We start from the raw sequence: 24,608 nt of genomic DNA on the forward strand, positions 1-24,608 counted from the left end.
CTGGGCACCCGCATGTAGCTGCAGGTGCATCCAGGAAGCTTGCGAGGCGGACACCTTCCAAGCGGACAATCCCGCTTCGGAGCGGGATCCTTTCACCGAAAACTGCAATCGAAGTAGTGGTCAACTAATCACGGACGCTGCGTTAAGTCTTTCCTCAGCCAACGCAGTAGGTACCACTGGGAATGCGGACTTTCGCAATGGTACCGTTGCATCAAAATGCGACCGATATTCCGTCGGGCCCGCGAAAAACTCATTTACCCAGTGGTGGGTATCCACTCTGTCTTCGGGCTGCGAAACAGCCGCTCCATCGGGGCAATGTAATCGCAGCGCTCTCGACGGCTCATCCTCTGCTTGAAGCGATAACGCCAGAGCCTCTGACAAAAGGAGCGTGAGGGAGAACGCCGCAGACCTTCCCCCTTTTGCGGAACTGCGGTTAGAAATCAACCGAGGCCGAGAGCTGAAGGGTACGTGGCGCACCAAGGCCACCGGAAAGGCCGCTGCCGTCCCCACCGTTGTACGAACCAATCCAGTAGGCACGGTTCGCGACATTTTCCACGTTGGCCCGCAAGGTCACCGGTTTAGACATGACATTGGTGGTATAGCGCCCGCCGATGTCGAAGACGGTGTACGACGGCAGCTCCATGCGGTGATCGTCGGTGACGTAGCGGCTGCCGATGTAATTGGTGCCGGCGGTAAGAGTCAGCCCCGAGACAGTCTCCAGGTCATACTCAGCGCCAAGCTTGGCGATGACCCTAGGCACGCCGGTCACTTGGTTGCCCTCGTTGCGCGTGACCAACGCCTTGGTGAGTTCGGCTTTGGTGTAGGAAGCACCGCCCATCAAACGCAGCCCTGGCCGGGCTTCGCCGAAAAAGCTCCACTCCACGCCACGGTTACGTTGCTCGCCGTTTACGCCGTAAATATTGGTGGCCGGATCGGTGTAGGCACTGGGTTTTTCAATCTGGAATACCGCCATGGTAGTGGCGAATGTACCCAGGTCCATCTTGGCGCCGACTTCATACTGCTTGGTCTGGTAAGGGCTCAGGATTTCACCCGAATTGACCGCTGTGGTCGGTGCCGTGCCGCCCTGCGACAGACCTTCGATGTAGTTCGCATACACCGACACATCGTCAGTGACCTTGACCAGCAACGCGGTCGCCGGTGAAACGCGGCTATCTTTGTAGCTTGAGGTCTTGACTCGAGCCGCTGTCAGGTTGTCGCTTTCCACGGTCTGGTCGCGCCAGCCCAGGGTCCATTGCACGCGCCCATCGAGGAACGACAGAGTGTCGAGAAACGCAAAGCTTTTAAGCCTGGCTTCGGTGCGCGAGGTGATAGCACCGTATCTGCCCAGAGGTGGTGTAGGACCGAAGTCGAGGTTGTCGTAGTTGGTCACTGCGTAGTTGGGGATCTGCAGGTCTTTGTAGTGCATTTCCGATTTGTACTGAGTGGCCGCGAGAGACCAGGCGTGACCGACGGGGCCAGTGTCAAATACGCCCTTGAGGCCCGCTTCACCGGACTTCTGTGTGCCCTGCCCGTCCGAACGATAGGCCAGGACGTTGATGTCTCCGTCGTTGTTGATCAGCGAGCCACGTGTCATCAGCGCATTACGGCCACCGTCGCGCTGACCATAGGCCGCGAAAGCCGTGAGCGAGTCGTTCAAATCCGCCTCGCCCCTGATCAGCAGGGTTTCAGTGGTGTTGATGGTGTACGCCCAGTCTGGCGCCAGGTTGTAGTCACCTTTTTTCGGGCTGGGTACTTTGTTGACCGAGGATGCGATCGAAGAAATACCGAAGTAGTTGGCGCCGTCCAGACGCTCACGCTGCTTGTAGGCATCCAACGACAAACGCACGCGCTCGCTGCGCCAGTCCAGGCCCAGTGCGTTGAGCTGCATTTCCTGTTTCTGATCATCGACGGAGGTGTCGCCATCGCGATACACGCCGTTGTAGCGGATACCGAACTGGTTGTTTTCACCGAACCGACGACCCACATCGGCGTGTGCACCGTACAGGCCATTGGATTCGTAACTGGTGGTCAAGCGTGTGAGGGGTTCATCGGCTGCGCGCTTGGGCACCAGGTTGATGCTGCCGGCGATGCTGCCATCGGGGGGCATGCCGTTGAGCAGCGCAGACGGGCCTTTGAGCACTTCGACCCGTTCGGCCAGCTCGGTCGCGCCGCGCAGATTCGGCGCCATACCGGCCAGGCCGTTGTAGGTGATGTCGTTGGCGGTGGTATTGAAACCACGAATAAAGAAGGTTTCGATGATAGCCCGCTTGGACGGGACATTGACCGACGGGTCCGTTGCGCCGATCACCGAACCAATGTCCTTGGCCTGGTGGTTGCGCACGAAGTCATCGGTGTAGCTGATGGCGCTGAAGGGTGTTTCCATGAAGTCCTTGTTGCCGAGCAGACCGACCCGGCTGCCCGTGGCAATCTGCCCGCCGGCATAGGCCGGTGGCAGGTTGTCGGTGGCGAGCATTTTACCCTCGATCGTCGTTTCCGACAGGACTAGGCGGCCTTTGTCCGCCTCTGCCCGGGATTGCGTGGACCGCTCCGGTTCAGGAGCGGCGCATACCCCCATCGCCGTGCCACTCAACCCTAACAGGAGCGCCATCTGTACGGCAGGTAACGTGCGGTTCAAGGCAAAGGGGAACGTGCGAGACGTGGCCTGCAAAAAAACAGGGTTGGCGTGAATGGGGCGACCGTGTTCCGACATGCTGGATTCCTTTCAATGCGAAGTGTTGAAGTGCATTCATTAGGTTTCCGTACCAGAACTTTAAATCCTCAATCTAAATGATAAATATTATTAAATGACCTATACCTGAATATCAGCGGCTCCGAATGCGGTTGATACACCGCCTGAAATCAGCCTTCGTACCCCTGCATCACCTCATCAGCCATGCGGTTGAGGCAGGTCACGCTGGCGGTGCACAGGTACCAGGTCTGAGCATCGACGAAGATCACGTTCCCGTTATTCCAGGCTTTGGTCTTGCGCAGAAGCGGGTTGTCCAGGCTATTGATGTCGAGCGCCGGACGATGCTCCATCACGGCCGTGCGGTCGATGACATAAAGAATGTCGGGGTCGGCCTGCTGAATGAATTCGTTGGAAATCGGTTGCCCATGCAAACCGGCCTCAATGTCTGTACTGGCCGGTTTCACACCAAGGGTGTCGAAGACAAAACCGTAACGTGACTTGACGCCGTAGGAGGTGAAGGCGCCATTGTTATGAAGCACGATCAAGGCTTTCTCTGGGCGCCCTTCGGTGACCCGGCGGGTCTGTTCTACCTTGGCGTCCATTTCCGCGACCTTCTGACGGGCCAGGTCCGGTTTTTCGAGAATCCGACCCAACAGGGTCAAATGCGCCTTGGCGGTCTCGATGAGGTTGCCTGTTTTATTGGTCAAATCCACATCGTCATACACGGTAGGAGCGATCTGACTGAGCTCCTCGTAGCTTTGTGCCTGAAGTGGCGAGATCAGGATCAAGTCGGGCTTTAGTGCATGCAGCCGCTCCAGGTTGGGCTGGATGGTGGAGCCGACATCCGCAACGTTTTCATCGTCACGGTAGCGGACCAAAAAGCTGCTGACGTAGTCCTTGGCGATACCGACCACCGGCGCGCCCAGTTGATCAAGGGTATCGAGTTCGCTCATGTCGAACGCCACCACGCGCTCAGGCAACTTGGAGACCACAGTGGTACCAAGCGGGTGCTCGATGGTGATCGGTTCATAGTAGGCCTGCGCGGTCACAGCCGGTTTGGCCTCCGCTGTCTGCTTGTCGCACCCTTGCAATCCGACGATTGCGGTCATTGCCAATAGCAGTGCGCAGATTTTGTGATCGGTGCTCATATCTGTTCCCTTGATGGTAATGGGTTGAAGTAGTTGCAGACGAACCCCTGCTCGCTCTGCAGAATTTCAAAATCAAGATCAAACAGTTCACGCAGATTGGCCTCGGTCACCACCTGCGCGACCGGGCCATGGAGGTGAATGGCACCGCCTTTCATGGCCACGATATGATCGGAGTAATTGGCCGCAAAGTTGATGTCGTGCACCACCAGGATCACCGTGCGGCCATGCTCATCGCACAATCGACGCAGGGCACGCATGATTTGCACCCCGTGTTTCATATCGAGGTTGTTGAGCGGCTCATCCAGCAACAGATAATCGGTTTGCTGGGCAATGGTCATCGCCAGGAACGCCATCTGCCGTTGCCCACCGCTGAGTTCATCGATGTAGGAGAGGCGCAGGGGCTGCAACGATAGAAATTCAATGGCCTTGTCGATTACCTGACGGTCGTGCGCGGTCAGCACTCCACGGCTGTAGGGGAAACGGCCGAAGGCAACCAACTCCTCGACGGTCAAGCGCAGATTGAAATCCGGTGACTGACGCAAGGTCGCGACGCGCTTGGCGTAATCACCTATCGGCACATCCGTAATGCTGCGCCCGCCCATCAGTACCTCACCACGGGTGGGTGTCAGCAAACGCGCGATCAACATCAACAACGTGGACTTGCCCGCACCATTGGGACCGATCAGTGAAGTCACCTGCCCCTGCGGGAACTGCACGCTGACGTCGCTCACGACATGCTTGGCGCCATAGGCTTTGTAGACGTGATTGAGGGAGATCATGCAGTGCCTCGGGTTCGAATCATCAGCGCGAGGAAATACACACCACACACCAGGTTGATGAGAATGCTGACGGAGGTGTTGTAGTTGAACAGTTGCTCGACCAGGTACTGGGCGATGATGAAAATACCGATGGCGATGGCGCATCCGAGAGGCAGCGTGACCTGATGCCGAGCGGTCCGAGCCAGCGCGTAGGCGATATTCGCCACGAACACGCCCATAAACGCGGTCGGCCCAACCAGGCTGGTGGAAACAGCCACTAAAATGGCGATCAACCCGAGTTGCAAGCGCACACTGACCGGGTAATCCACGCCCAGGGAAATGGCTTGATAGCGCCCCAGTGACAGTACGTCGAGTACCGGCAGAGTGCGCTGGGCGATGAAGCACACCGCCGTCACCAGCACACCGGAATAGATCACTTGCCCAGGTTGGGCCTTGTTGAAGGAGGCGTAGTTGAAGCCCTGGAAAATAGAGAACTCCCCGGGGCTGATCTTCAGCTGGATGAACTGAGTGACGGTCGCCATCACCATGCTCAGCACCAGCCCGAGCAACAGCAACAGGTAGACGTTGTGGCTGCCCTCACGGAACAACCAGCGGTGGATGAGCCACGAATAGCCGAGCATCAGCAGCACCGACAACAGGACATTGCTGTCGCGCCCCAGCAACACCAGGCTTTGAGTACCCAGCACCAGAATCAGCAACGCCTGGAACAGCAGATAAATCGCCTCATAGCCCATGATGGCCGGGGTGAGTATGCGGTTACCGACAATGGTCTGAAAAATCACTGATGAGTACGCTATGCACACGCCTGCAACGCACATCGCCGCCAGGCGGGTGAGGCGCTTGGGAATCACATAGCTGAAATCCAGGCCCGAGCCCAGCAACAGAAAGGCCATCGCCAACATCAGGACCAGCAGCCAGGGAACGTAAAGGGTTGCCATGCGCGTCATGCGTACTTCCTGACCAGCAGCACCAGAAACACGACACCGCCGACGCAGCCGGCAGTCAGACCTATAGGCACTTCAAAGGGATGGATCAGCAGGCGACCGAGGATGTCGCAGGCAACTAACAGCGAGGCGCCGCACAGAGCGACGATGGGCAATGTGCGCTGCAGATTTTCGCCGTAATGCAGGGCCACCAGGTTGGGAATCACCAGCCCGACAAAAGGGATCGCACCCACCGTAATCACCGTGACGGAAACAGTGACCGCCACCAGCATCAACCCCAACGCTGCATTGGCCGCGTAGTTCAAGCCCAGGCTGCTGGCCATGCCCTCGCCCATACCCAACACGGTAAAGCGGTGGGCATACAGGTAGGTGAGCACGATAACCGGCAAGATCAGGTAAATGATTTCGTAGTTGCCCTGCACGATCTTTGAAAAGTCGCCGAGCATCCAGCCCTGCATGCTCTGCAAAATGTTGTTACGGTAAGCGTAGAACTCGGCGACGGCGCTCAAGACACTGCCATACATCAGGCCGATGACGGGTACCATCACGGTATTCTTGAACTTGATGCGACGAATGATCGCGACATAAATCAGGCTGGAGACAAAGCAGAATGCCAAGGCGAACAGCATCCTCCCGGCGCCCCCCGCCGCGGGTGCTACCGTCAGTGAAATCAGAATGCCGAGCTTGGCGGAATCCAACCCACCCGATGTACCGGGTTCGACGAACCGGTTACGCACAATCTGCTGCAGAATTACGCCGCACACGGCCAAACCGACCCCGGTAAGGATCAGGGCCACGAGGCGCGGAAGCCGGCTGGCGGTCAGGGTCAACCAGGCATCGTCGGAGAAACTCAAAAGATCCGACCATGCGACCTGCTTGACCCCGACCATCAGCGAAAGACAGCAAAGCACTGCAAACAGGGCCAGTAGAGCTGCACGACTCAAGAATCGTCCTCACAGCCAGAGGCTGCGGCGATCTGCCAACCCTTTGCCGCGCGACGCTGCGCCAGAAAGTGCGCGTAAAGCCCGGGCTTGGCGATCAATTGTGCATGAGAACCTTGCTCGCTGACTTGGCCATTATCGAGCACCAGAATCTGGTCGGCCATCGCCACCGTGGAGAGCTGGTGCGCGATGACGATTAAGGTACGTTCGCCACGCAGGCGCGCCAGCGCCTCGGCGATGGCCGCCTGATTCTCGGCATCGAGCGCGGCGGTGGCCTCATCGACCAGCAGGATCGGCGCGTCCTTGATCAGCGCACGTGCGATGGAGATGCGCTGACGCTCGCCGCCGGACAACCGGGCGCCGCCCTCACCCACTGGGGTGTCCAGGCCTTGGGGCAAACGTTCGATGATTTCGACGACACCGGCCTGACGCGCCGCCTCCAGCACCTGCTCGTCAGTGGCGCTAGGTTTACCGATGCGAATGTTATCGGCAATGCTGCCCTGAAACAGATACGTTTCCTGAAAGATCTGACTGATCTGCCCGGCCAGTCGCGCGCTGGAGATGTCGCGCACATCCACGCCACCCACGTTAACGCTGCCTTGAGTTACGTCGAAGAAACGTGCGATCAGGCGCACCAACGTGGTTTTGCCCGAGCCCGATGCACCGACCAGCGCGGTCATGCTGCCAGGCTCGATGCGCAGGCTGACATTGCGCAACACATCAGCTTGTCCCTCAGCATAACGAAAGCTGACGTTGCGCAGTTCAACGGAAGCATCGACGGGCGGTTGGTGTACCTCTGACTCAGGCAACGGACGAACCGCAAAAATCTCGCTCACGGCGCCCAACTGGCCACTCGCGCCCCGCAGCACTTCGCTATAACCCGCCACGTCCAGTAGTGGGTCGACAAAGCGGCTGACCAGCAACAGTGCGACCATCACAGCGATAACCGAACTGAGCTGCAAACCAGCGCTCAGCAGATCCCCCAGCCATAACGTGGCCGCCACCAGCAGCGCTGCGAAACCGACCTGCACGGCCCAGGCATTGATAACGACCGACATCGCCGAAACATGGATCAGGCGCTTGGCAGACTGCTGCTGGCGAGCGATGGCCTGCTCCAGAAACTGCGAGCCACCAGCGTCACCATTAAACGCGCGCAGCACGGACTGCGCTTGGGCGAACTCGACCATCCGCTGGCTGGTCAGCGCTGCATTGTGCTGGAAGTCCTGATCTGCACGCTGCCCCATACGAGCCGTCAGCACAAATACCGCCAACAGCACCGGCAACGTCGCCAGAGCGATCAGGCCCATTTGCCAATGCAGGGCGAACAACGCGACCAGCATCACCAATGGCGTGATCACACCGGTCAGCAGCGGCGTAAACACATGCGCGGGCAGTTGCGCAATTTCCATCATGCCCTGGGTCGCGACATGGCTAAGCCGTGCGGTGTTTTGAGCGGTGAACCAACCCACCGGCAAACGTGCCACATGGTCGCCAAGCCGATGGCGGCCACGCTGGAGTACGGCAATACCGACACGGATACCGGCCTTTTCGACGACGCGCCGCAATGCCCAACACACCACGACACCTACCATCAACGCGACGAGCCATTGCCCTGCGCCCTGTGTGTCACCGCCCAGCAGCCGCGTGACGATCGGCACCAATGTCACAATCGTCAGCCCGCAGAGCAGACCGTAGATCAGTGTCATCAATATATAGCGACGCAGTACCGGAGCGTCTTCGCCCAGCAGTTGAATGAAGGTTTTCAGCATGACGACACCGCCTGATCCTTGGCCTGCTCATAGCCGCCCAACGCCCAAAGCCTGGCGTAGCGGCCCTTGCGTGCGAGCAGTTGCTGGTGAGTCCCTTGCTCGCTGATCGCACCCTTGTCGATCAGGATGATCTGGTCGGCATGCATCACCGTATCGAGCCGGTGAGCAATCACCATCAACGTGCGGCCCTGGGCGAATCGCGACAACGCTTGCTGCAGCTTCACCTCGTTCTCCGCATCCGCTGCGGCAGTGGCTTCATCCAGCACCAGAATCGGCGGGTCGACCAGCACGGCGCGAGCGATACTCACGCGCTGCAACTCACCACCGGAGAGCTGCACGTTTTCACCGATGACCGAGTCATAGCCCCGCGGCAAAGCAAGGATGCGTTCGTGAATGTTCGCGATGCGCGCTGCGGCCTCGATTTCCTGTTGGCTGGCCGAGGGTCGGCCCAGGGCGATGTTGTCACGCAGGCTGGCATGAATCAGGCGCACCTCCTGCAGCACGAAACCTATGCGCCGGTACAGCTGCGCGCTCTCGATGTGCCTCAAGTCGACGCCCCCTAACGTGATGCGCCCATCGCTCGGGTCGAAAAAACGCAGCAACAGCCGCGCCAGTGTCGACTTGCCGGAGCCGGAGGCCCCAACGATTGCAGTGACGGTGCCAGGCTTGAGGGTGAAGTTCAGCCCCTCAAGCACCGGGCTCTCGCCATCGTAGCTATAGCCCAGTTGCTCGACGCAAATCTCGTCATTGTCAGGCAATGACGAGAACGCGCCACCAGGGGTTTCGAGTACCGGCGTTTCCAGCAACTCTTGCACGCGCTGGGCGGCGGCGGTTGCGCTGTTCAAGTCGTGAGTGATGTAGCTCAACAGCAGCAGTGGCGCACAGATACCCGGCGCCACCAAGGCAAAGGGCAAGATATCCACCGGCGTGATCCAGCCCAGGCTCACACCCAGCGTGCCGAAGGCCAGCACCACACCGAGCACCGCAACCGGAGTGATCATGGCGTGGGCGTTGGCCATCGCGCTGACCAGCGGGCGGGTAAAATCGGTGAACGCCTCGGCGAAGGCATCGACGGCTCCACGGTAGCTACTGTGGGCCTTGCCTTCGACGCCGAACGCCTTGACCACAGGAATACCGTTGACGAACTCCACCACGGCATTGTTGATGCGGGTCATACCGGCGCCGAACGATTGCATGTTCGCGCCACTGGCCTTGGTGGCTCTGGAGAAAAACAGGAAGAACAGCGGGAATGGCAGCAGCGAGACGATTGCCATGCGCCAGTCCATCGCGAACAGGTAAATGATACCGATCAGCACCGCGCCAACCGTGCGGCCCACCGTCGTAAAGAAGTGCGCCGTGAGGCTGTGCAACGTACCGATGTCATCCTGCATGGCCTGTTTGACTTCACCTGACGAACGTCCGGTAAACCAGCCCATCGGCACCTTGGCCAACCGGCGGGTAATGGCCAGACGCAAGTGACCGGTAATGCGATGGTCGGCCAGGTGAGCCACCACCTCCCCCACTGAAATCAGGCCCATGCCGAGGAACAGGCACGCCAGGCTGACACCAACCACCCGCCAGATCGGCTCCTGCAGCTGACTCCAACTGGAAACCGTCTCGGCCTGACCGATGGCCAACTGGGCAATATGGGCGATGCCGGCCAGGGGCACCATTGCCAGCATGGTGCCAATGGCGGCAAGTATGGCGGCGACAATCAGCCGACCGCGAATGGGCTGCAATATCTGGGATATCGGGTTTGCTGCGTTTTTTTCTTCAACACTCATGCGCTCTCCTGAATAGCCACTGCCGACAGCGTTGAGGCATGTCGGCCTTCCTTTGCGCTCAAGCGCTAGGCGCGCTCCTACTGGGTGTTCCCAACGGCTCAGCAGAGCGCTCAACCCAACCGTCGATCGATTCGCTGTACACCCTCAATGAAACGGCCGCTCACAACCCGGCCGTCGAAACGTAGGGGTAACAAGCCCGAAGGCCGGCAGCGATGTACTTTTCGACGGATGACACCGACACCTTCAATTCAGCGGCGATATCCCGGTGGCACATGCCATGCAATTTGCACAGGAGTAATGCTTCACGTGCCTTCGAGGGTTTGTCGTGCAGGGCTTGTTCGATCTGGACCAGGGCCTCGGCGGCCAGCGCGCGCGTCTCTTCCGAAGGCACCAGAGACTCCTCCTGCTGCATCAGAGCTTCGAGGTGATTAGCTTCCAGATGGCGACGACGGTACAGGTCAATCACCAGGCCTTTGGCGATCTGGGTCAGGTGGCACCGGGAGTCTTCAACGGAAGGCACCCGGCCCTTCCTGATGAGATTGAGATAGGTGTCATGGGCGAGGTCCGCAGCATCCACCGAATTGCCCAACTTGCGACGCAACAGGCTGCACAACCAGCGATGGTGCTCGATATACAGCCGTTCAAATTGCTGTTTGGACGCGAACGCTCCGTTGTCCACAACACTTCTCCTGACACGATTCTCTTCGAGTTCAGACTTTGACCAATGATAATCTTTATGATTATTATTCTCGATAATACGGTATTCACAAAGCCCCTGCAACGCAGCCTGTTTGCACGTTCTCTGAAGCCCAGGCTCCGGGGCATCACAACAGACCGAGGATGGGTCTGTCGGCACTCGATGCCACCTCTACTTCTTACTGTTCAGTTTGATAAGGCGGGAAAACTCCATGATGGACTTCAACCCAGATACGCTGTCGAAACGCTCTGCCAGCGAATACGAGGAACATGTCTGGCTCCTGCAGCAACAATTTCCCGAGCGCGCGCTCAAGCACCTGAAGGCCTGGGAGATTGACGCCGATATTGATCTTTCACGCCTTGAATCGGCCCTCAGATCGGTAGTCGAGTCGCTGCCCGAGCTGAACGCCCGCTTCCACTTCAACGACGACGGTGAAGTCGAAAAAGTCCAGGCACTTGACTGGCAATCCTGCGTCGAGCGCATTCAACCGACAGGCGACGCCATCCAGCACCTGCTCTCTGAGCAGGCGGCGGCGTGGGATGCGCAGCAGCAGCCCCCTTTCAAGGCGTTGATCGTGCAAACCGAAGAGGCGCCGATCCTCGCATTGGTGCTCCATCAGATTCTCGACCAGACCTGCCACGCGGACGAGCTTTATCGCAGGATCATGGACAACTGCGCCGAGCAGCCGGTCAGCGATATCCCGCCCTCTTGGTTCCAGCGTCACCCGGACAACGACGAAAACGCTAACGCACGCTCCGCCCAAGCGGATAACGGCATAATCGCGGCGATAATCCTCGACGAATTTCGCGAAACGCTGGCAGAACCCGGCATCTGCGCGACCGATGATTTCTTCGACTTTGGCGGTCATTCCCTGCTGGCCACCCGCATAATCGGCAAGCTGTTGAACGGCCATGGCATCGAAGTTCAGTTCAATGACTTTTTCAGCGCGCCCTCAGCAGCAGCCTTAGCATCCCGCGCCCGTATCGTCACCCGAAACGATGCGCCAACGGCTGCCGAAGGCGCGCCGTCAGATATACAAAAAACGCCGTTTGCGCTGGCCCAGGCCTCCCTTGGGCGAGCTTACGCAGCATTCGAATTCGGCACGATTTTCAATCTGCCGTTTGCCATGGAGTTCCTCGACAAGGTCGATGAAACGTTATTCGAGCAAGCCTTTAATGATCTGCTCGAGCGCCACGCGAGCCTGCGCACCACGTTTCATTTCGAACAGGATGAGGCCTATCAGCAAATCGTGCCGGTCGCGCAGTTGCCGCGATACAAATGGTTCTGGTCGAGTAATGAAAGCCAGAATGCAACCCTGCAAAGCGAAGCAGCGCATCAGTTCGACCTGGCCCGCGAACTGCCTCTGAGGGTGCGTTTTATTTACGACGCACGACACCAGCGTCAAACCCTGTCGTTGCTGGTGCAGCACATGGCGATTGATGAATGGTCGCTCAACGTGATGATGGAAGAACTGGCCCAGGCGTACCTTGCCCGTGCCGCCAATAAGACGCCGCAGTGGAAAAGCCCGGCTCCTTCATTCCATGAGTTTGCCGTACGCCAGCAGGCAGCCGGGATCAACCAGCAGCACCTCGATTACTGGACGAGCATGCTGCGCGACGCACCCCGCGGCCTGACGCTCCCCTCCTCAGAGCATCAGCCTGACGTACCAGCCACCCAGGCATCGACGAAAGCCGAGTGGTTCGAGATCAAGCCGAATCAGAGCACTGTCGATCAACTCTACGCTTTCGCCCGTCAAAGCAAGGCCTCACTGTTTGGCGTGATCTACTCTGCGATCGCACTCTCGCTACATAAAGTCGGCGGCTTAAAAGACCTGGTGATCGGCACTTCCGCGTCCGGCCGCACCGACCCTGCGTTTTACGACACGGTGGGCTACTTCACCACGATGGTGGCGCATCGCGTGCAGTTCGATACCCAACAGACCGTTGGCGAAATGATCGAAAACGTCAGCCGTTTGATCAACGACTCCATGGCCTACGCCGATGTACCGATGGAGCAGATTCAAACCGCCCTGGGCATGACACCGACCGACGGCCTGCTGTTCGACGTCTACATTCAGATTCACGCCAATAACGCCTTGAATGGCGCCCTGAGCACACCAGATGCTGAAGTAATCCGTTACCGCCAGATTGACCCGGACAAAAACCAGTCGATGTTCGGTATTCAATTCGAGATCATGGAGAATACGATCGACGGCAAACGCTCACTACGCCTGATGATCACGTACCGATCTGACCGCTACAGCACCGAGCAGATGAAGCGACTGAGAGTCGCGATAGAGGGGATGCTCGCACTGTTTTCAACCGCCGACGCCGGCCACATCACCGTGGACCATATCCGCGTCTGACCAGTTACAGGGCCTTGCTCGTTGGCAAGACCCTGTGCATCTTCAGCTAATTCTCGTGCATGCCATAACGCTGGAACGACGACCGCCTTGGCAGGCGGTAGTGCTGGCGACCGAGCAATTGATTGGCAATGGTCGCATTGCGAATGGCTGCAATACCAAGGTCGGGCGAGCCTACACCATGCTGGAATATCTCGGCGTTCTGCACAAAAATGCGCCCTGCCCCGGCGTCACAACGACGTGCGGTAAAGTCCTCGTCCACTATACAGTCGCCGTACTCATCGGTTTCCAGCACCGCCCCTTTAAGCCGTTCAAACCACCGTGGCCAGGTATGCCGGTAGCCGGTGGCCACAACAACCGCTTCCGCCTCAAGACTGCTCGTCTGATCCAGTTCGCGATGCCGATAGGCAATTCGAAACGTACCATCGATGTCTTCGACCGTCTCGACCTCACAGTTGGACAGCAACGTCAGGCCTGGATCACTGCCACCGATCGAGCGTTCATAGATCAGGTCGTAAATGTCGGCGATGGTCGAAAAGCTGATGCCCTTGTACAGCAAGTCTTGCTTGGCCACGACTTCACGGCGCCGCTCACGCGGGATACTGTGGAAGTACTCCATGTAGGACGGGGTAAAGCATTCTTGCCCCAATTTCGAATACTCCATCGGATGGAATCCGGGTGAGCGTGTGATCCAGCGAATCGAGGCGCCGGCTGCGATCCGCTCGGGCGTCAAATCTTTGAACAACGCCAGCACACACTCTGCGGCACTTTGGCCGGAGCCAATCACTGTGACACGCCGGCACTCCGCCAATTGCGCCTGGCGTTTGCCGAACTCTGCCGAGTGCATGATCGGCGCATCGCTTTTCACCTGCGCCCACTGCGGCAACAGCGGCGTAGTGCCAACGCCCACCGAAAGGTTACGGCTGGCGTAACGACGCTTGAAGCCCGACACAGACTGACTTTCTATCAGGAATAGACCTGCCCCCGCTTCGTAGCTCACATCACAAATGTTCTCACCGAAATGGCATGACGGCAGCTGTTGCGATGCCCAACGGCAGTAATGATCATACTCGCGGCGCGGCACCTGAAAGTTTTCATAATAATAGAACTGGTATAGCCGATCATGCTGGTGCAGGTAATTCAAATAGCTCAATTCATGGGTCGGGTCCGCCATCGTCACCAGGTCTGCCAAGAACGGCACCTGTAACGTGGTACCCGGCAACAGCAGCCCTTCATGCCAGCGGAATTCGGCTTTCCGATCGAGGAAAATGCTGGTGGTGCCAGGGTGCTTGGACAATAAAGCCGCCAGCCCAAGGTTAAAGGGCCCGATACCGACACCGGCGACATCTACAATGGGTAAATCCATCATCCAATCCATCCCCCTGGATACTGCTGTGTGGTTAGGCGCCGGCGCCGCAAAAGGCACTGCGCTTGATTCATGTGCGCTCATGCAGGTTGTGCGGCGAGCAGTGCTTCAACGTCCTGGGCGTTACGGCAACGCAGCAATTGCCCAGGTGAAAGCTGCACGGAAAGCTCTTCGCGCAACCGCGTAGCGATGGACTTCAGATGCTGAGGCCGCAACCCCAGGCTGATGAAGTCGACCGAGGCATTTGCACCGTCTTCCGGCGGCCGCCCCAAGACGCTTAGATAGATCGCCAACACCTTGCTGCTTTGCACCGAATCCGCGGCAGCCTCGTCAGTGGGCGCCATCAGCAATCTGCGGGCCCGATGGCGGTCAGGCTTGCCGTTCTGCGACAGCGGCAGCGCCTCGACCTGCATGAATCGCGTGGGCACGTGAGACTGCGGCAACTGCTCGCGCGCGAATTGGCGCAGTTGGGCGGCGCTCAGCGGCGCGCCTTCTTCGGCGACGACGTACAAGGCACCAATGCCCACATCGCCTTGGCAATGCTCGTCATAATCCACCACCAGTACGTGCTTGACCGAAGGCTGCTTGATCAGCTCGATCTCGATGTCGGGCAGCGATACGCGCACACCGCGCACCTTCACATAGCCATTGATCCGGCTGGCGAACATCAACGTGCCGTCGCGGCGATAGCGCCCGCAGTCACCGGAACGAAACGCGCGTACAGCCTCGCCCTGTTCATCGATGACGGTGATGAACTCACTCTGCGTCAGCTCACCGCCTTCCAGATATCCAAGCGCAAGATTGACGCCCGCGGTATGAATCCGGCCGACAACGCCTGCCGGGCAGTGCGCACCCTGGGCGTCGAGTACCAGATAACCATTACCTGGCAGAGGCCGACCATAGGGTATCTGCGCCAGGTCATCGGCACTGATGTCGTGCCAGATACTCCAGATAGTCGTCTCGGTCGGTCCGCCGAGGGAGATCAGGCGTGAAGCCGGCAGCAACTCGCGCAACTCTGCGATAACACCAGGCTTGATGTAGTCGCCGCCTTGGGCGATCACGCGCAGGCTGTTCAAACTCCATGCGCCACGGCAGGCAAGGAGCATTTCAAGAATGGCCGGTACGGAACACCACAGCGTTACCCCATGCCTGGCAATCAGCTGATTCCAGCGCAGCGCATCCTTTTCCTCGCCGAGTCCGGGCAGCACCAGAGTCGCCCCAGCGGTCAGGCTGCCGAAGACATCGAACACCGACATATCGTGGTGTAGCGGAGTGACCGACATGAACACATCGTCGGCGCCCACCCCCCAGTGCGACAATGTGCTGCCGATGACATTGGCCGTGGCGCGGTTGCACAGCACCACGCATTTGGGCTTGCCGGTGGTGCCCGAGGTATAGAGGTAATACGCCGGTGCGTCGCTCAATGACAGATCATTCAGCGCGGCTGGCAAGGCAGCGGGCTCTGCCAACAGTGCTTCGGGCGTCGCTACCGGATGCTCTGCCGTTTCGCCAACACTGATGACCACCAGATCGGGCCGGCAGTTTTCCAGCAGATAATGCCGGCGCTCAGCCGGTGCCGACGCGTCGATGGGCACCCAGATCACGCCCGTCAACGCACAGGCGAGCGTCACCATGGTGTGCTCCGGGCTGCGTGACAGGCAGATAGCGACCACATGCCCCTGGCCAAGGCCGCGCGCCTTCAACCCTGCAATGACTCGCGAGACGCCCTCGCCCAGCTCGGCGTAGCTGATGTGCCGTTCGCCGCTGATAACGGCGATACGCTGGTTGGCGGGATTAAAAAGGTGTGTGGCGATCCGAGCCAGGAACCTGTCCTGGCGCGCGTCAGTGACCGGGCTGTTGAGTCGGTAGTGATGCTTGTCGATGATCGCGGCGCAATCAAAGGCAAAAACGCCGCTCGCTGCAATTTGACTGACGGCCTGTTCAAGGGTGTCGAGAATATCGCAGACAATGGCGCAGTGAAGGGCCTCGCGCGCGTAGTCGATATCCAACATCAACGCGCCATCAGCATTGGCCCAAAAGCGAATGTCCATGGCGACCTGGGGTGTTTGGGTCAACCCGCCCTGCAGGTGCACGGGGCTGTCCGCAGCTATAACCGGCCAGGAAAAGCCGTTGGTTATCACCACCGGAAGCACAGGCCCGGGACCGTGGGATTCGAACAGCAGCCGGGCAAGGTCCACTCCCGAAAAAGCCAGGTGCTGAAGCCCTTCCAACACATCGACTTGCAGCCTCGCCGCACGCTCGGTAAAGCTGCCTTGGGCCTCGCCTCCATTGATTGCGATAAAGCTCGAACGGTTGGCGAAAGCGCCAGCAGTTGGCGGTGCCACGGGCACAGCCACGCACAACCCACCCTCGTCGAGCCAATGGGAAAGCACTTCGAGTACCAGCGCCATCAAAGCCGAGTTCTTGAACAGGCGCTGCCGGGCGCCCAGCTTACAGAACACGTCGAATACCTCTTTGGGCACCTGCCGGCTCTGGCGTGAATAGCGCGCAGCCCCCACCTGGTCCAATGGCACACGCCACGGCAAGCGTGGCGCGCCACTCACCGCCGCAAGCTTGGTTTTCCAATAGAGCGCATCTACCTTGCGTTGATCGGTCAGATCCAGTGGTTCGGGCGCATCCTCGGCGACGGGTTGCTCGCTGATCACACCGTCGAACAACTCCACCAGCAACGCTGCGATGGAGCGACCGTCGAGGATCAGTGCATCCAGGCGCACAAAGACGGTTAACAGGTCATCGGAAAGTTGGAAAATGGTGACATCCCAAGGTGAACGATCCAACTCGAAAATACCGTGCGCATAAGCCTCACGACATGCATCGATATGCGCCTGCGCTGCGTCGCGCGACAGCGCTGTGAGGTCGATGGTTTGCAGGTTTACCTGGACCTCATCACTGACATAGGACAAAAGCTTGTGCGCATCGATTCGCGTGCGCAGGCTGGCATGGCGCTCGACCATCGCGACCAGACGATTACGCAGCACGGCCACCTCTATGCGTCCGTGATACTCACGAAACTCCTGCATGGCTACACCTCCCAGCGGCACTTGCGTGCCACGGCCAAGCAGGTAGGCCTGTTGCAAGGCGGACAGCGGGGTTTCGATGGCGCTGGAGCGCGGCTGCAGTGGCTGATCGAGCGCGCCAGAACTGGCCACCACTTCACGAGTGACCGCCACGAAACGCTCGAAAAAAGCCGACACCCACGCCAGCGGCAGCGCATCGAGACGGATATCCCAGTTAATCAGTATGCCGTCGTCGACGCAGACAATCTGAGCATCGAGCGCCACCTGGGGACCTTGGGAAATAGCCCAGTTCATCGGGCCGAAAACACGCCGTACACGCGCCGAAAACAAGTCGCCACCCGGCATGTCCAGCGCGGCGGTGAATACCACGGGAGCCAGTTGCGGCGAACCATGATGGCGGGAAAGATCGCGCATCACATTCACGCCGCTATAGGCGCTGTGCTCAAGCAGCCCCAGCATTTTTCTCGCCAACTGATCGCACAGCGCGCCCAGCGTGCCGGCCGATTCGATGTCCACGTCAAGAATCAATACGTTGGCAAAGTCGCCCACTATCCTCTCGACCTCGTCCACCAATGGCTGGCGCCAAAACGTGGGGACATTGAGCCGGAAGGTCTTGTCGCCGGTTTGAGTCCCAAGTACCGCTGCGAACAACCCCATCATCAAGGTCGAGAGGGTCATTCGACGTTCACGCGCCACGCGTTGCAGCGCCTGGCGTTCTTGCGGGCCCAGCCAAGCGTTCAGTCGCTCGCTCCGCGCAGGTCCGGGCGGGGTCTCGATAAACGGCAATGTCGGTGCAGGGGCGACGCTGGCCAAGCGCTCACGCCACCAGACACGGTCACGATCATGAACGGCTTTGAGTGCGGCGTCGGCGCGTGCCTTGTCGTACCAATCGAAAAATGACGGCGTGTGCGGCGCCTCGTTATCGGGCCGCTCGTAAAAACGTGCGAGATCTTCCATCAGCGTGCGGAAGCTTGATGGGTCGACAGCAATCATGTCTGTGTCGACATGCAGGCGAAACGCATCGCCCGCCAAGAGACTCACGCCGAATCGGGCGCCGGGCTCCTGGCCAAGATCGAGTTGTTGATGCGTCCACGTCTCACGTTTGGCGAGCAGATGATGCGCTGCCTCCTGCTCGGTCATGGCGCACAAGTCTTCGACTTCCAACTGAGGCGCCAGGCCCATTCCAGAGATGGTTTGCAGCCCCTGTGAATTTATCCGAACCCGCAGCATGGGATGCAGCAGACCTACTCGCTCGAGGGCTTCGCGTAACCGGCCCAGCTCAATGAAATGGCCATCGAACTCGGCATAAAGATGAGCCGAAACTCTCCCTAAAGACGCATGAGCAGTACGCCCGACCCAACAGGCGGCTTGCATTGGAGTTAACTCTCTCATGGCTCACCCATGTGATTGACAAATCTAAATGATTGGCGTCACCTATATAAGAATGATAATGATTATATTTCAAGCTTAAATTTTTCTACCAAAAGCCATGGAGGCTTTCGCAAATGAGAGCGGGCACCCTAAGGACGAATGACATGAACCAGGAGCAGCTGCTTGTTGACGCAAGAGACAGTTTTTCCTTCACCTCAGGTGATCGTGAGCTCGCTGTCACCGGGATGCTGCAAAGGATCGAAACGCCAGCTATTGGCGGCGAAAACGCTGACAGTGCGTTCCAAAAGACCATTGCACATGCACTCGATCAAGCGCGCGAAGCTGGCCAGCTCAACCCGATCATCGTCGGCGCCATTCCTTTCGACCCCGCCGAAGCGTCCTGCCTCTACATCCCCGAACATGCGCAATGGCAAACCCGAAATACCGCCTTATCTACGGATGTCACGCCCCTGCCAAAATTGCTAGACCAAAAAAGCATCCCGGACGAACAGGGCTTCAAACATGCGGTGGAGCACGCCATCGTCAACTTCCACCACAGCGATGTGCGCAAGGCAGTGCTTTCGGTACAACGTGAATTGTTGTTCGCCAAGGATGTCGATGTGAGCGCCATGCAGGACAACCTGCGGGCGCAGAATCAAAGCGGCTATCACTTCCGCGTGCCCATGCCGGACGGTGAGACGCTGATTGGTGTCAGCCCCGAGCTGCTGGTACACAAAGATGGCCTGAGTTTCGTGTCGAACCCCTTGGCAGGTTCGATCAAACGCATGGCCGACCCGCACGAAGATCGTCGCAATGCCGATTGGTTGGCCGCATCGGAAAAGGATCACTACGAGCATCGCCTCGTAATCGAAGACATCGCCAGCCAGCTGGCGGAACTGTGTACGCAACTGAACGCGCCCCAGTGCCCGAGCCTCATCAGCACGCCCGCACTCTGGCACCTCTCGACACGAATCGATGCCACATTGGCAGACCCCACTGTGTCGGCATTGCAGCTGGCTTGCCGCCTGCACCCTACCCCAGCCGTCTGTGGCTTCCCCACAGAACGCGCGCGGCGCCTGATCCGTTTCGTCGAGCCCCTCGAGCGTGGCCTGTTCACCGGCATGGTGGGCTGGTGCGACGCGCAGGGGAACGGCGAATGGGTGGTGACCATCCGTTGCGGCACCGTCAAACGCAATAGGGTCCGCCTGTTCGCCGGAGCAGGCATCGTCGAAGCCTCCAACCCCGACTCCGAGTGGACCGAAGTCCAGACCAAGCTCGGCACCATGCTACGTGCATGTGGTTTGTCTCGTTAAACACCTCTTTTTCAGCAGTGACTCCCATGACTATAGAATTCACTCACTGGCCCCTCGACAGAGCGCAAAGCTATCGGGAAAAAGGCTACTGGATCGACCAGCCACTCACCCAGTTGCTCCACACAGGCAGCCAATCACATCCTCAATCGTCAGCGGTCATTTGTGGCGAGCGGCGTTTCAGCTATGGAGAACTCGACCAGCTGTCTTCCAATCTGGCCTCGCGCCTGGCGGCCAGCGGGCTTGGCACAGGCGACACCGCTCTGGTGCAGTTGCCCAACATCGCCGAGTTCTACATTGTGCTGTTTGCGTTGTTCAAGGTCGGGGTCGCACCGCTAAATGCGCTCTACAGCCATAGAAAGCTTGAACTCAAAAGCTATGCCAAGCAGATCACGCCCAAGCTGCTGATTGCGTCCCGCGAGCACGAAGTGTTTCACGACGACGGCTATCTCGACGACCTCAAGGAAACAGGAACAAGCCCACAGGTCACTCTGTTGTTGGGCGAGTTGCGCGATGAAAACAACCTCATGGCCTGGATAGAAACCCCGGCCGACACCCAGGCAGCGTTTTCACCCAGCGCGCCGGATGAAGTCGCGCTGTTCCAACTCTCGGGCGGCAGTACGGGTACGCCCAAACTCATTCCGCGAACCCACAACGACTATCACTACAACGCACGCGCCAGCGCCGATATCTGCGGCCTCACAGCGCAAACACGCTTTTTGTGCGCCCTGCCCGCAGCGCACAACTTCCTGCTCAGCTCGCCGGGTGCGCTGGGCGTGCTATATGCCGGCGGCACCATCATCATGGCGCCGAACCCTGAACCTCAGACCTGTTTCTCGATGATCCAACGTCATGAGGTCAATACCGTCGCCCTGGTGCCCAGTGCAGTCGCGCTATGGTTACAAGCCGCCCCCAACTGCCGCGATCAATTGCAGTCGCTGGAGTTTCTCCAGGTCGGCGGCGCGGTCTTCGCCGACTCGTTGGCCCGTCAGGTCCCATCGCTCCTCGGCTGCAAACTGCAGCAGGTGTTCGGCATGGCGGAGGGCCTGATCAACTACACCCGTCTCGGCGACACCGCCGAACAGATATTCACCACCCAGGGCCGCCCGATCAGTCCGGGTGACGAAATCAAAATCGTCGACGAACATGGTAACCCGGTGGCTAACGGCGAACCCGGCTTGCTGGCTACACGTGGCCCCTACACATTCTGCGGATACTACAAAAGCCCCGAGCAGAACGCGCAGGCCTTCGATGCAGAGGGGTATTACTATTCCGGTGACCTGGTGCAGATGACACCAACTGGCGACCTGCGCGTCGTCGGCAGGGTCAAGGACCAGATCAATCGAGGTGGCGAGAAGGTCGCGTCGGAAGAAATCGAAAACCTCATCGTTCTACACCCGGACGTGACCCACGCCGGTCTGGTGGCAATGCCCGACGACAGACTAGGAGAAAAGAGCTGCGCCTTCGTCGTCTCGCAAAACCTCAAACTTACCCCTCCAGCCTTGCGAAGGCACCTGATGGAGCTCGGCATCGCCGAGTACAAATTGCCCGACCGCATCCGGCTTATCGAAACCATGCCGCTCACCGCCGTGGGCAAGATCGACAAAAAACAGCTGCGCAAGCTGTTGGCAGCTGAAACCACCCGCACCTGGCTGCAAACCCGTGTGCTGCAGCTGATTGAAGAGGGAGAAGAGCTGGACCCCGAGGAAAACCTGATTTTCTACGGACTCGACTCGCTGCAAGTGATGAAGCTCGCCGCAGAGCTCAAGGAACGAGGCATCGCCGTGAGTTTCGAGGAACTGGCCAACTCACCAACGCTCGCCAGTTGGTGGGCGCTGGTAGACGCGCGACAAAAACTGGTCTGACCGGGCCGCGTCACCAAGTCGATTTAAAAGGAGTTAGACATGACTTTATCCTCGGCAGACCAAAGCCGACTTGAACGCTTCTGGCAGCATTGCGTGACCAACCAGTACTTCAATATCGGCTACCCCGAATCAGCCGATTTTGACTACTCTCAGATACACCGTTTCCTTCAGTTCTCGATCAATAACTGCGGGGACTGGAACGAGTACAGCAACTACTTGTTGAACTCGTTCGACTTTGAAAAAGACGTCATGACGTATTTCGCCGAGCTGTTCGATATTGCACGCGAAAATAGCTGGGGCTACGTCACCAATGGCGGTACTGAAGGCAATATGTTCGGCTGCTACCTGGCACGCGAACTGTTCCCGGACGGCACGCTGTATTACTCCAAAGACACCCATTACTCGGTGGCAAAAATCGTCAAGTTGCTGCGCATCAAATGCCGCGCAGTCGAATCGCAGCCCAATGGTGAAATCGACTATGACGACTTGATGGTCAAGATCGTCGCTGACCAGGAGCGTCACCCGATCATCTTCGCCAACATCGGCACTACGATGCGTGGAGCCGTTGACAACATCGCCACCATCCAGCAACACCTGCAACTGGCCGGCATTGCCCGCCGCGACTATTACCTACATGCGGACGCAGCGCTGAGCGGGATGATCCTGCCTTTCGTGGACCACCCGCAGCCCTTCTCCTTCGCCGATGGCATAGATTCGATCTGCGTCTCCGGGCACAAAATCATTGGCTCACCGATTCCTTGCGGGATCGTCGTGGCCAAGCGTAAGAACGTTGAGCGTATCTCCGTGGAGGTCGACTACATCCTGGCACATGACAAAACCATCAGTGGTTCGCGCAACGGTCATACGCCACTGATGATGTGGGCTGCGCTGCGCAGCCACTCGTTTGCCGACTGGCGCCGGCGGATCCACCACTGCCTGGAACAGGCACAGTACGCAGTGGACCGGTTTCAGGCTGCGAGCATCGATGCCTGGCGCAACGAGAACTCCATTACCGTGGTGTTCCCGTGCCCGTCAGAGAGGCTAGCGAAAAAGTATTGCCTGGCAACATCCGGAGACTTCGCGCACCTGATCACAACGCCACACCATCATGACAGCGTGATGATCGACGCCCTGATCGACGAGATCATCACCGAATTCCAAACAGATACCTGGCGATACCGGGGCGTAAATACCCGAAACGCAGAGAACAGGCGCTGACTTTCGAGCGACCCAACGGTCATCTGCCCGCACCTTGACGTTATCTGCAGCAGGGCACTAACCATCACCTTTAGAGACAAGCACCATGTCGCAACTTAAAACACCTGACGCCTGTGAAAGTCTGAATGACATCAGGGCCGGCATCGATTTTTTTGACCAGCAGATTCTTCAAGCCCTGAAGCAGCGCCTAGGCTACGTGAAGGCCGCCATCCAGTTCAAAGCTAATGAACGAGCCATTCCGGCGCCCGAGAGAGTCGTTACGATGCTTGAAGACCGCCGCCAATGGGCGGCTGCTGCAGAGTTTGATGTGGCTTTTGCCGAGAAGCTCTTCGAGCAAATCATCCACTGGAACATCCAGCAGCAGATTTTGCACTGGCGGGAAACCCACTCCACCCCGACAGGCCTGACGTCTAGTCGCTGAAACAGAGGCCACCAAGGATCGACAATCTCCACTCCACAGCATTAAAAAAGATAGTCAAAGCCAATACGGTCGGCGATTGGCCCTGCGTGAACTTCACGCGTCGTTGCGGGTACATACCAAGTTGTCCGCCGGCAATGCCGAATTTCGGCGCCAGACTGCGCCGATCAGCCTCCCAGTGACCTCAGGTCTCGGACTCATGGAAGCCAGGGATGATCGCCTGCTCGCTCCGGCCCAGCCCGACCAGAGCCTCATTGATTGCATCGGTCACAGACATAGTGCTGGGGCCAGTCTTGCGTGTCGTGCAGTTGGCGATCCCAGAACCAAGTCGACGTTGCGCCCGGCAACACACTTTGAATACGCACGGCCTAATCGCTGAGATCACCTAGCAGTATGCGGCCGAAGTTGAGCACATCAGGGTCTCGACGCGCCGTAGACACCGTTTAGCATTTCTCCGGAGCCCCCACCACCGAGGCAATGTTTGCATGGGGTCATATCGACCAGTACTTACCCACCACCCCGAAAAGTAAGCCACTCACGATGCGGATCATGACCGTACGACTTCCTGGGAGAGGCGATCGATTTCGCCAAGGGTGCAGTCCTTGCCGGTTGCTTGCCCTGACCCGGCGAACGGCCGCCATGTTCCAGCGCCTAACCTGAGGAGTCTGGGGTAGGCCCTAGAACCGCCACCCCAGCAAGAATGCGGAACCTCAAACTCCGTTTTTTATAGACTGAGAAATGGACTGAAAAGCCCGCAAGGCAGGTAGATTCCAGCGGCCGTATCTGGAACGAAAAAAGGACCCGAAGGTCCTTTTTTCAATGACTTACAGACTCAAACGGACACCTGCATGTCATAAATTGGAGCGGGAAACGAGACTCGAACTCGCGACCCCGACCTTGGCAAGGTCG

At 58.6% G+C, this 24,608-nt stretch carries 15 protein-coding genes; 5 read left to right on the forward strand and 10 right to left on the reverse strand.

Annotated features, from left to right (window positions below):
- Positions 1-433: 433 nt before the first annotated feature.
- The 8 genes from QRN22_RS11640 to QRN22_RS11675 all read right to left on the reverse strand — a co-directional run bounded on the left by QRN22_RS11640 (position 434) and on the right by QRN22_RS11675 (position 10,733).
- Entirely contained in the window at positions 434-2,710 is a 2,277-nt protein-coding gene (locus QRN22_RS11640; protein WP_231570244.1) for a TonB-dependent receptor, read from the reverse strand.
- Positions 2,711-2,859: 149 nt separating this feature from the next.
- The gene (locus tag QRN22_RS11645) at positions 2,860-3,837 is read right to left on the reverse strand and encodes a siderophore ABC transporter substrate-binding protein (protein WP_042556644.1); all 978 of its coding nucleotides are present in this window, start codon (positions 3,835-3,837) and stop codon (positions 2,860-2,862) included.
- Positions 3,834-4,616, reverse strand: coding sequence for an iron ABC transporter ATP-binding protein (locus QRN22_RS11650; protein WP_042556645.1), 783 nt, complete (start codon positions 4,614-4,616; stop codon positions 3,834-3,836). Before QRN22_RS11650 ends, QRN22_RS11645 begins: the two co-directional genes overlap by 4 nt.
- A complete protein-coding gene (locus tag QRN22_RS11655) occupies positions 4,613-5,563 on the reverse strand; it encodes an iron chelate uptake ABC transporter family permease subunit (protein WP_042556646.1) in 951 nt (316 codons plus the stop codon). The genes QRN22_RS11650 and QRN22_RS11655 overlap by 4 nt, the downstream gene beginning before the upstream one ends.
- A complete protein-coding gene (locus QRN22_RS11660; RefSeq protein ID WP_082045926.1) occupies positions 5,560-6,504 on the reverse strand; it encodes an ABC transporter permease in 945 nt (314 codons plus the stop codon). Before QRN22_RS11660 ends, QRN22_RS11655 begins: the two co-directional genes overlap by 4 nt.
- Entirely contained in the window at positions 6,501-8,270 is a 1,770-nt protein-coding gene (locus QRN22_RS11665; protein WP_042556648.1) for an ABC transporter ATP-binding protein, read from the reverse strand. The genes QRN22_RS11660 and QRN22_RS11665 overlap by 4 nt, the downstream gene beginning before the upstream one ends.
- Entirely contained in the window at positions 8,264-10,054 is a 1,791-nt protein-coding gene (locus tag QRN22_RS11670; RefSeq protein WP_042556649.1) for an ABC transporter ATP-binding protein, read from the reverse strand. Before QRN22_RS11670 ends, QRN22_RS11665 begins: the two co-directional genes overlap by 7 nt.
- Positions 10,055-10,214: 160 nt before the next feature.
- Entirely contained in the window at positions 10,215-10,733 is a 519-nt protein-coding gene (locus QRN22_RS11675; RefSeq protein ID WP_042556650.1) for a sigma-70 family RNA polymerase sigma factor, read from the reverse strand.
- 229 nt (positions 10,734-10,962) lie between these two features.
- On the opposite strand from QRN22_RS11675, the gene QRN22_RS11680 reads away from it, so the two are divergent.
- Positions 10,963-13,116, forward strand: coding sequence for a condensation domain-containing protein (locus tag QRN22_RS11680; RefSeq protein ID WP_042556651.1), 2,154 nt, complete (start codon positions 10,963-10,965; stop codon positions 13,114-13,116).
- A gap of 46 nt (positions 13,117-13,162) precedes the next feature.
- Here QRN22_RS11680 and basC read toward each other — a convergent pair whose 3' ends face one another.
- Complete coding sequence (gene basC / locus QRN22_RS11685) at positions 13,163-14,479, reverse strand: putative histamine N-monooxygenase (protein ID WP_042556652.1); 1,317 nt, start codon at positions 14,477-14,479, stop codon at positions 13,163-13,165.
- Positions 14,480-14,559: 80 nt separating this feature from the next.
- Entirely contained in the window at positions 14,560-18,891 is a 4,332-nt protein-coding gene (locus QRN22_RS11690; RefSeq protein ID WP_231570245.1) for a non-ribosomal peptide synthetase, read from the reverse strand.
- A 161-nt stretch (positions 18,892-19,052) separates the two neighbouring features.
- On the opposite strand from QRN22_RS11690, the gene QRN22_RS11695 reads away from it, so the two are divergent.
- The 4 genes from QRN22_RS11695 to QRN22_RS11710 all read left to right on the forward strand — a co-directional run bounded on the left by QRN22_RS11695 (position 19,053) and on the right by QRN22_RS11710 (position 23,702).
- Positions 19,053-20,201 (forward strand): isochorismate synthase, encoded by a 1,149-nt coding sequence (locus tag QRN22_RS11695; protein WP_231570246.1) that lies wholly within the window; start codon positions 19,053-19,055, stop codon positions 20,199-20,201.
- 26 nt (positions 20,202-20,227) lie between these two features.
- A complete protein-coding gene (locus QRN22_RS11700; protein ID WP_042556655.1) occupies positions 20,228-22,063 on the forward strand; it encodes a (2,3-dihydroxybenzoyl)adenylate synthase in 1,836 nt (611 codons plus the stop codon).
- A gap of 39 nt (positions 22,064-22,102) precedes the next feature.
- Complete coding sequence (locus tag QRN22_RS11705; RefSeq protein ID WP_042556656.1) at positions 22,103-23,281, forward strand: histidine decarboxylase; 1,179 nt, start codon at positions 22,103-22,105, stop codon at positions 23,279-23,281.
- An 85-nt stretch (positions 23,282-23,366) separates the two neighbouring features.
- Entirely contained in the window at positions 23,367-23,702 is a 336-nt protein-coding gene (locus QRN22_RS11710; RefSeq protein WP_042556657.1) for an isochorismate lyase, read from the forward strand.
- Positions 23,703-24,608: the final 906 nt, after the last annotated feature.

Origin of the sequence: Pseudomonas sp. MEJ086, from assembly GCF_030209025.1 — a bacterium.
Classification (GTDB): domain Bacteria; phylum Pseudomonadota; class Gammaproteobacteria; order Pseudomonadales; family Pseudomonadaceae; genus Aquipseudomonas; species Aquipseudomonas fulva_A.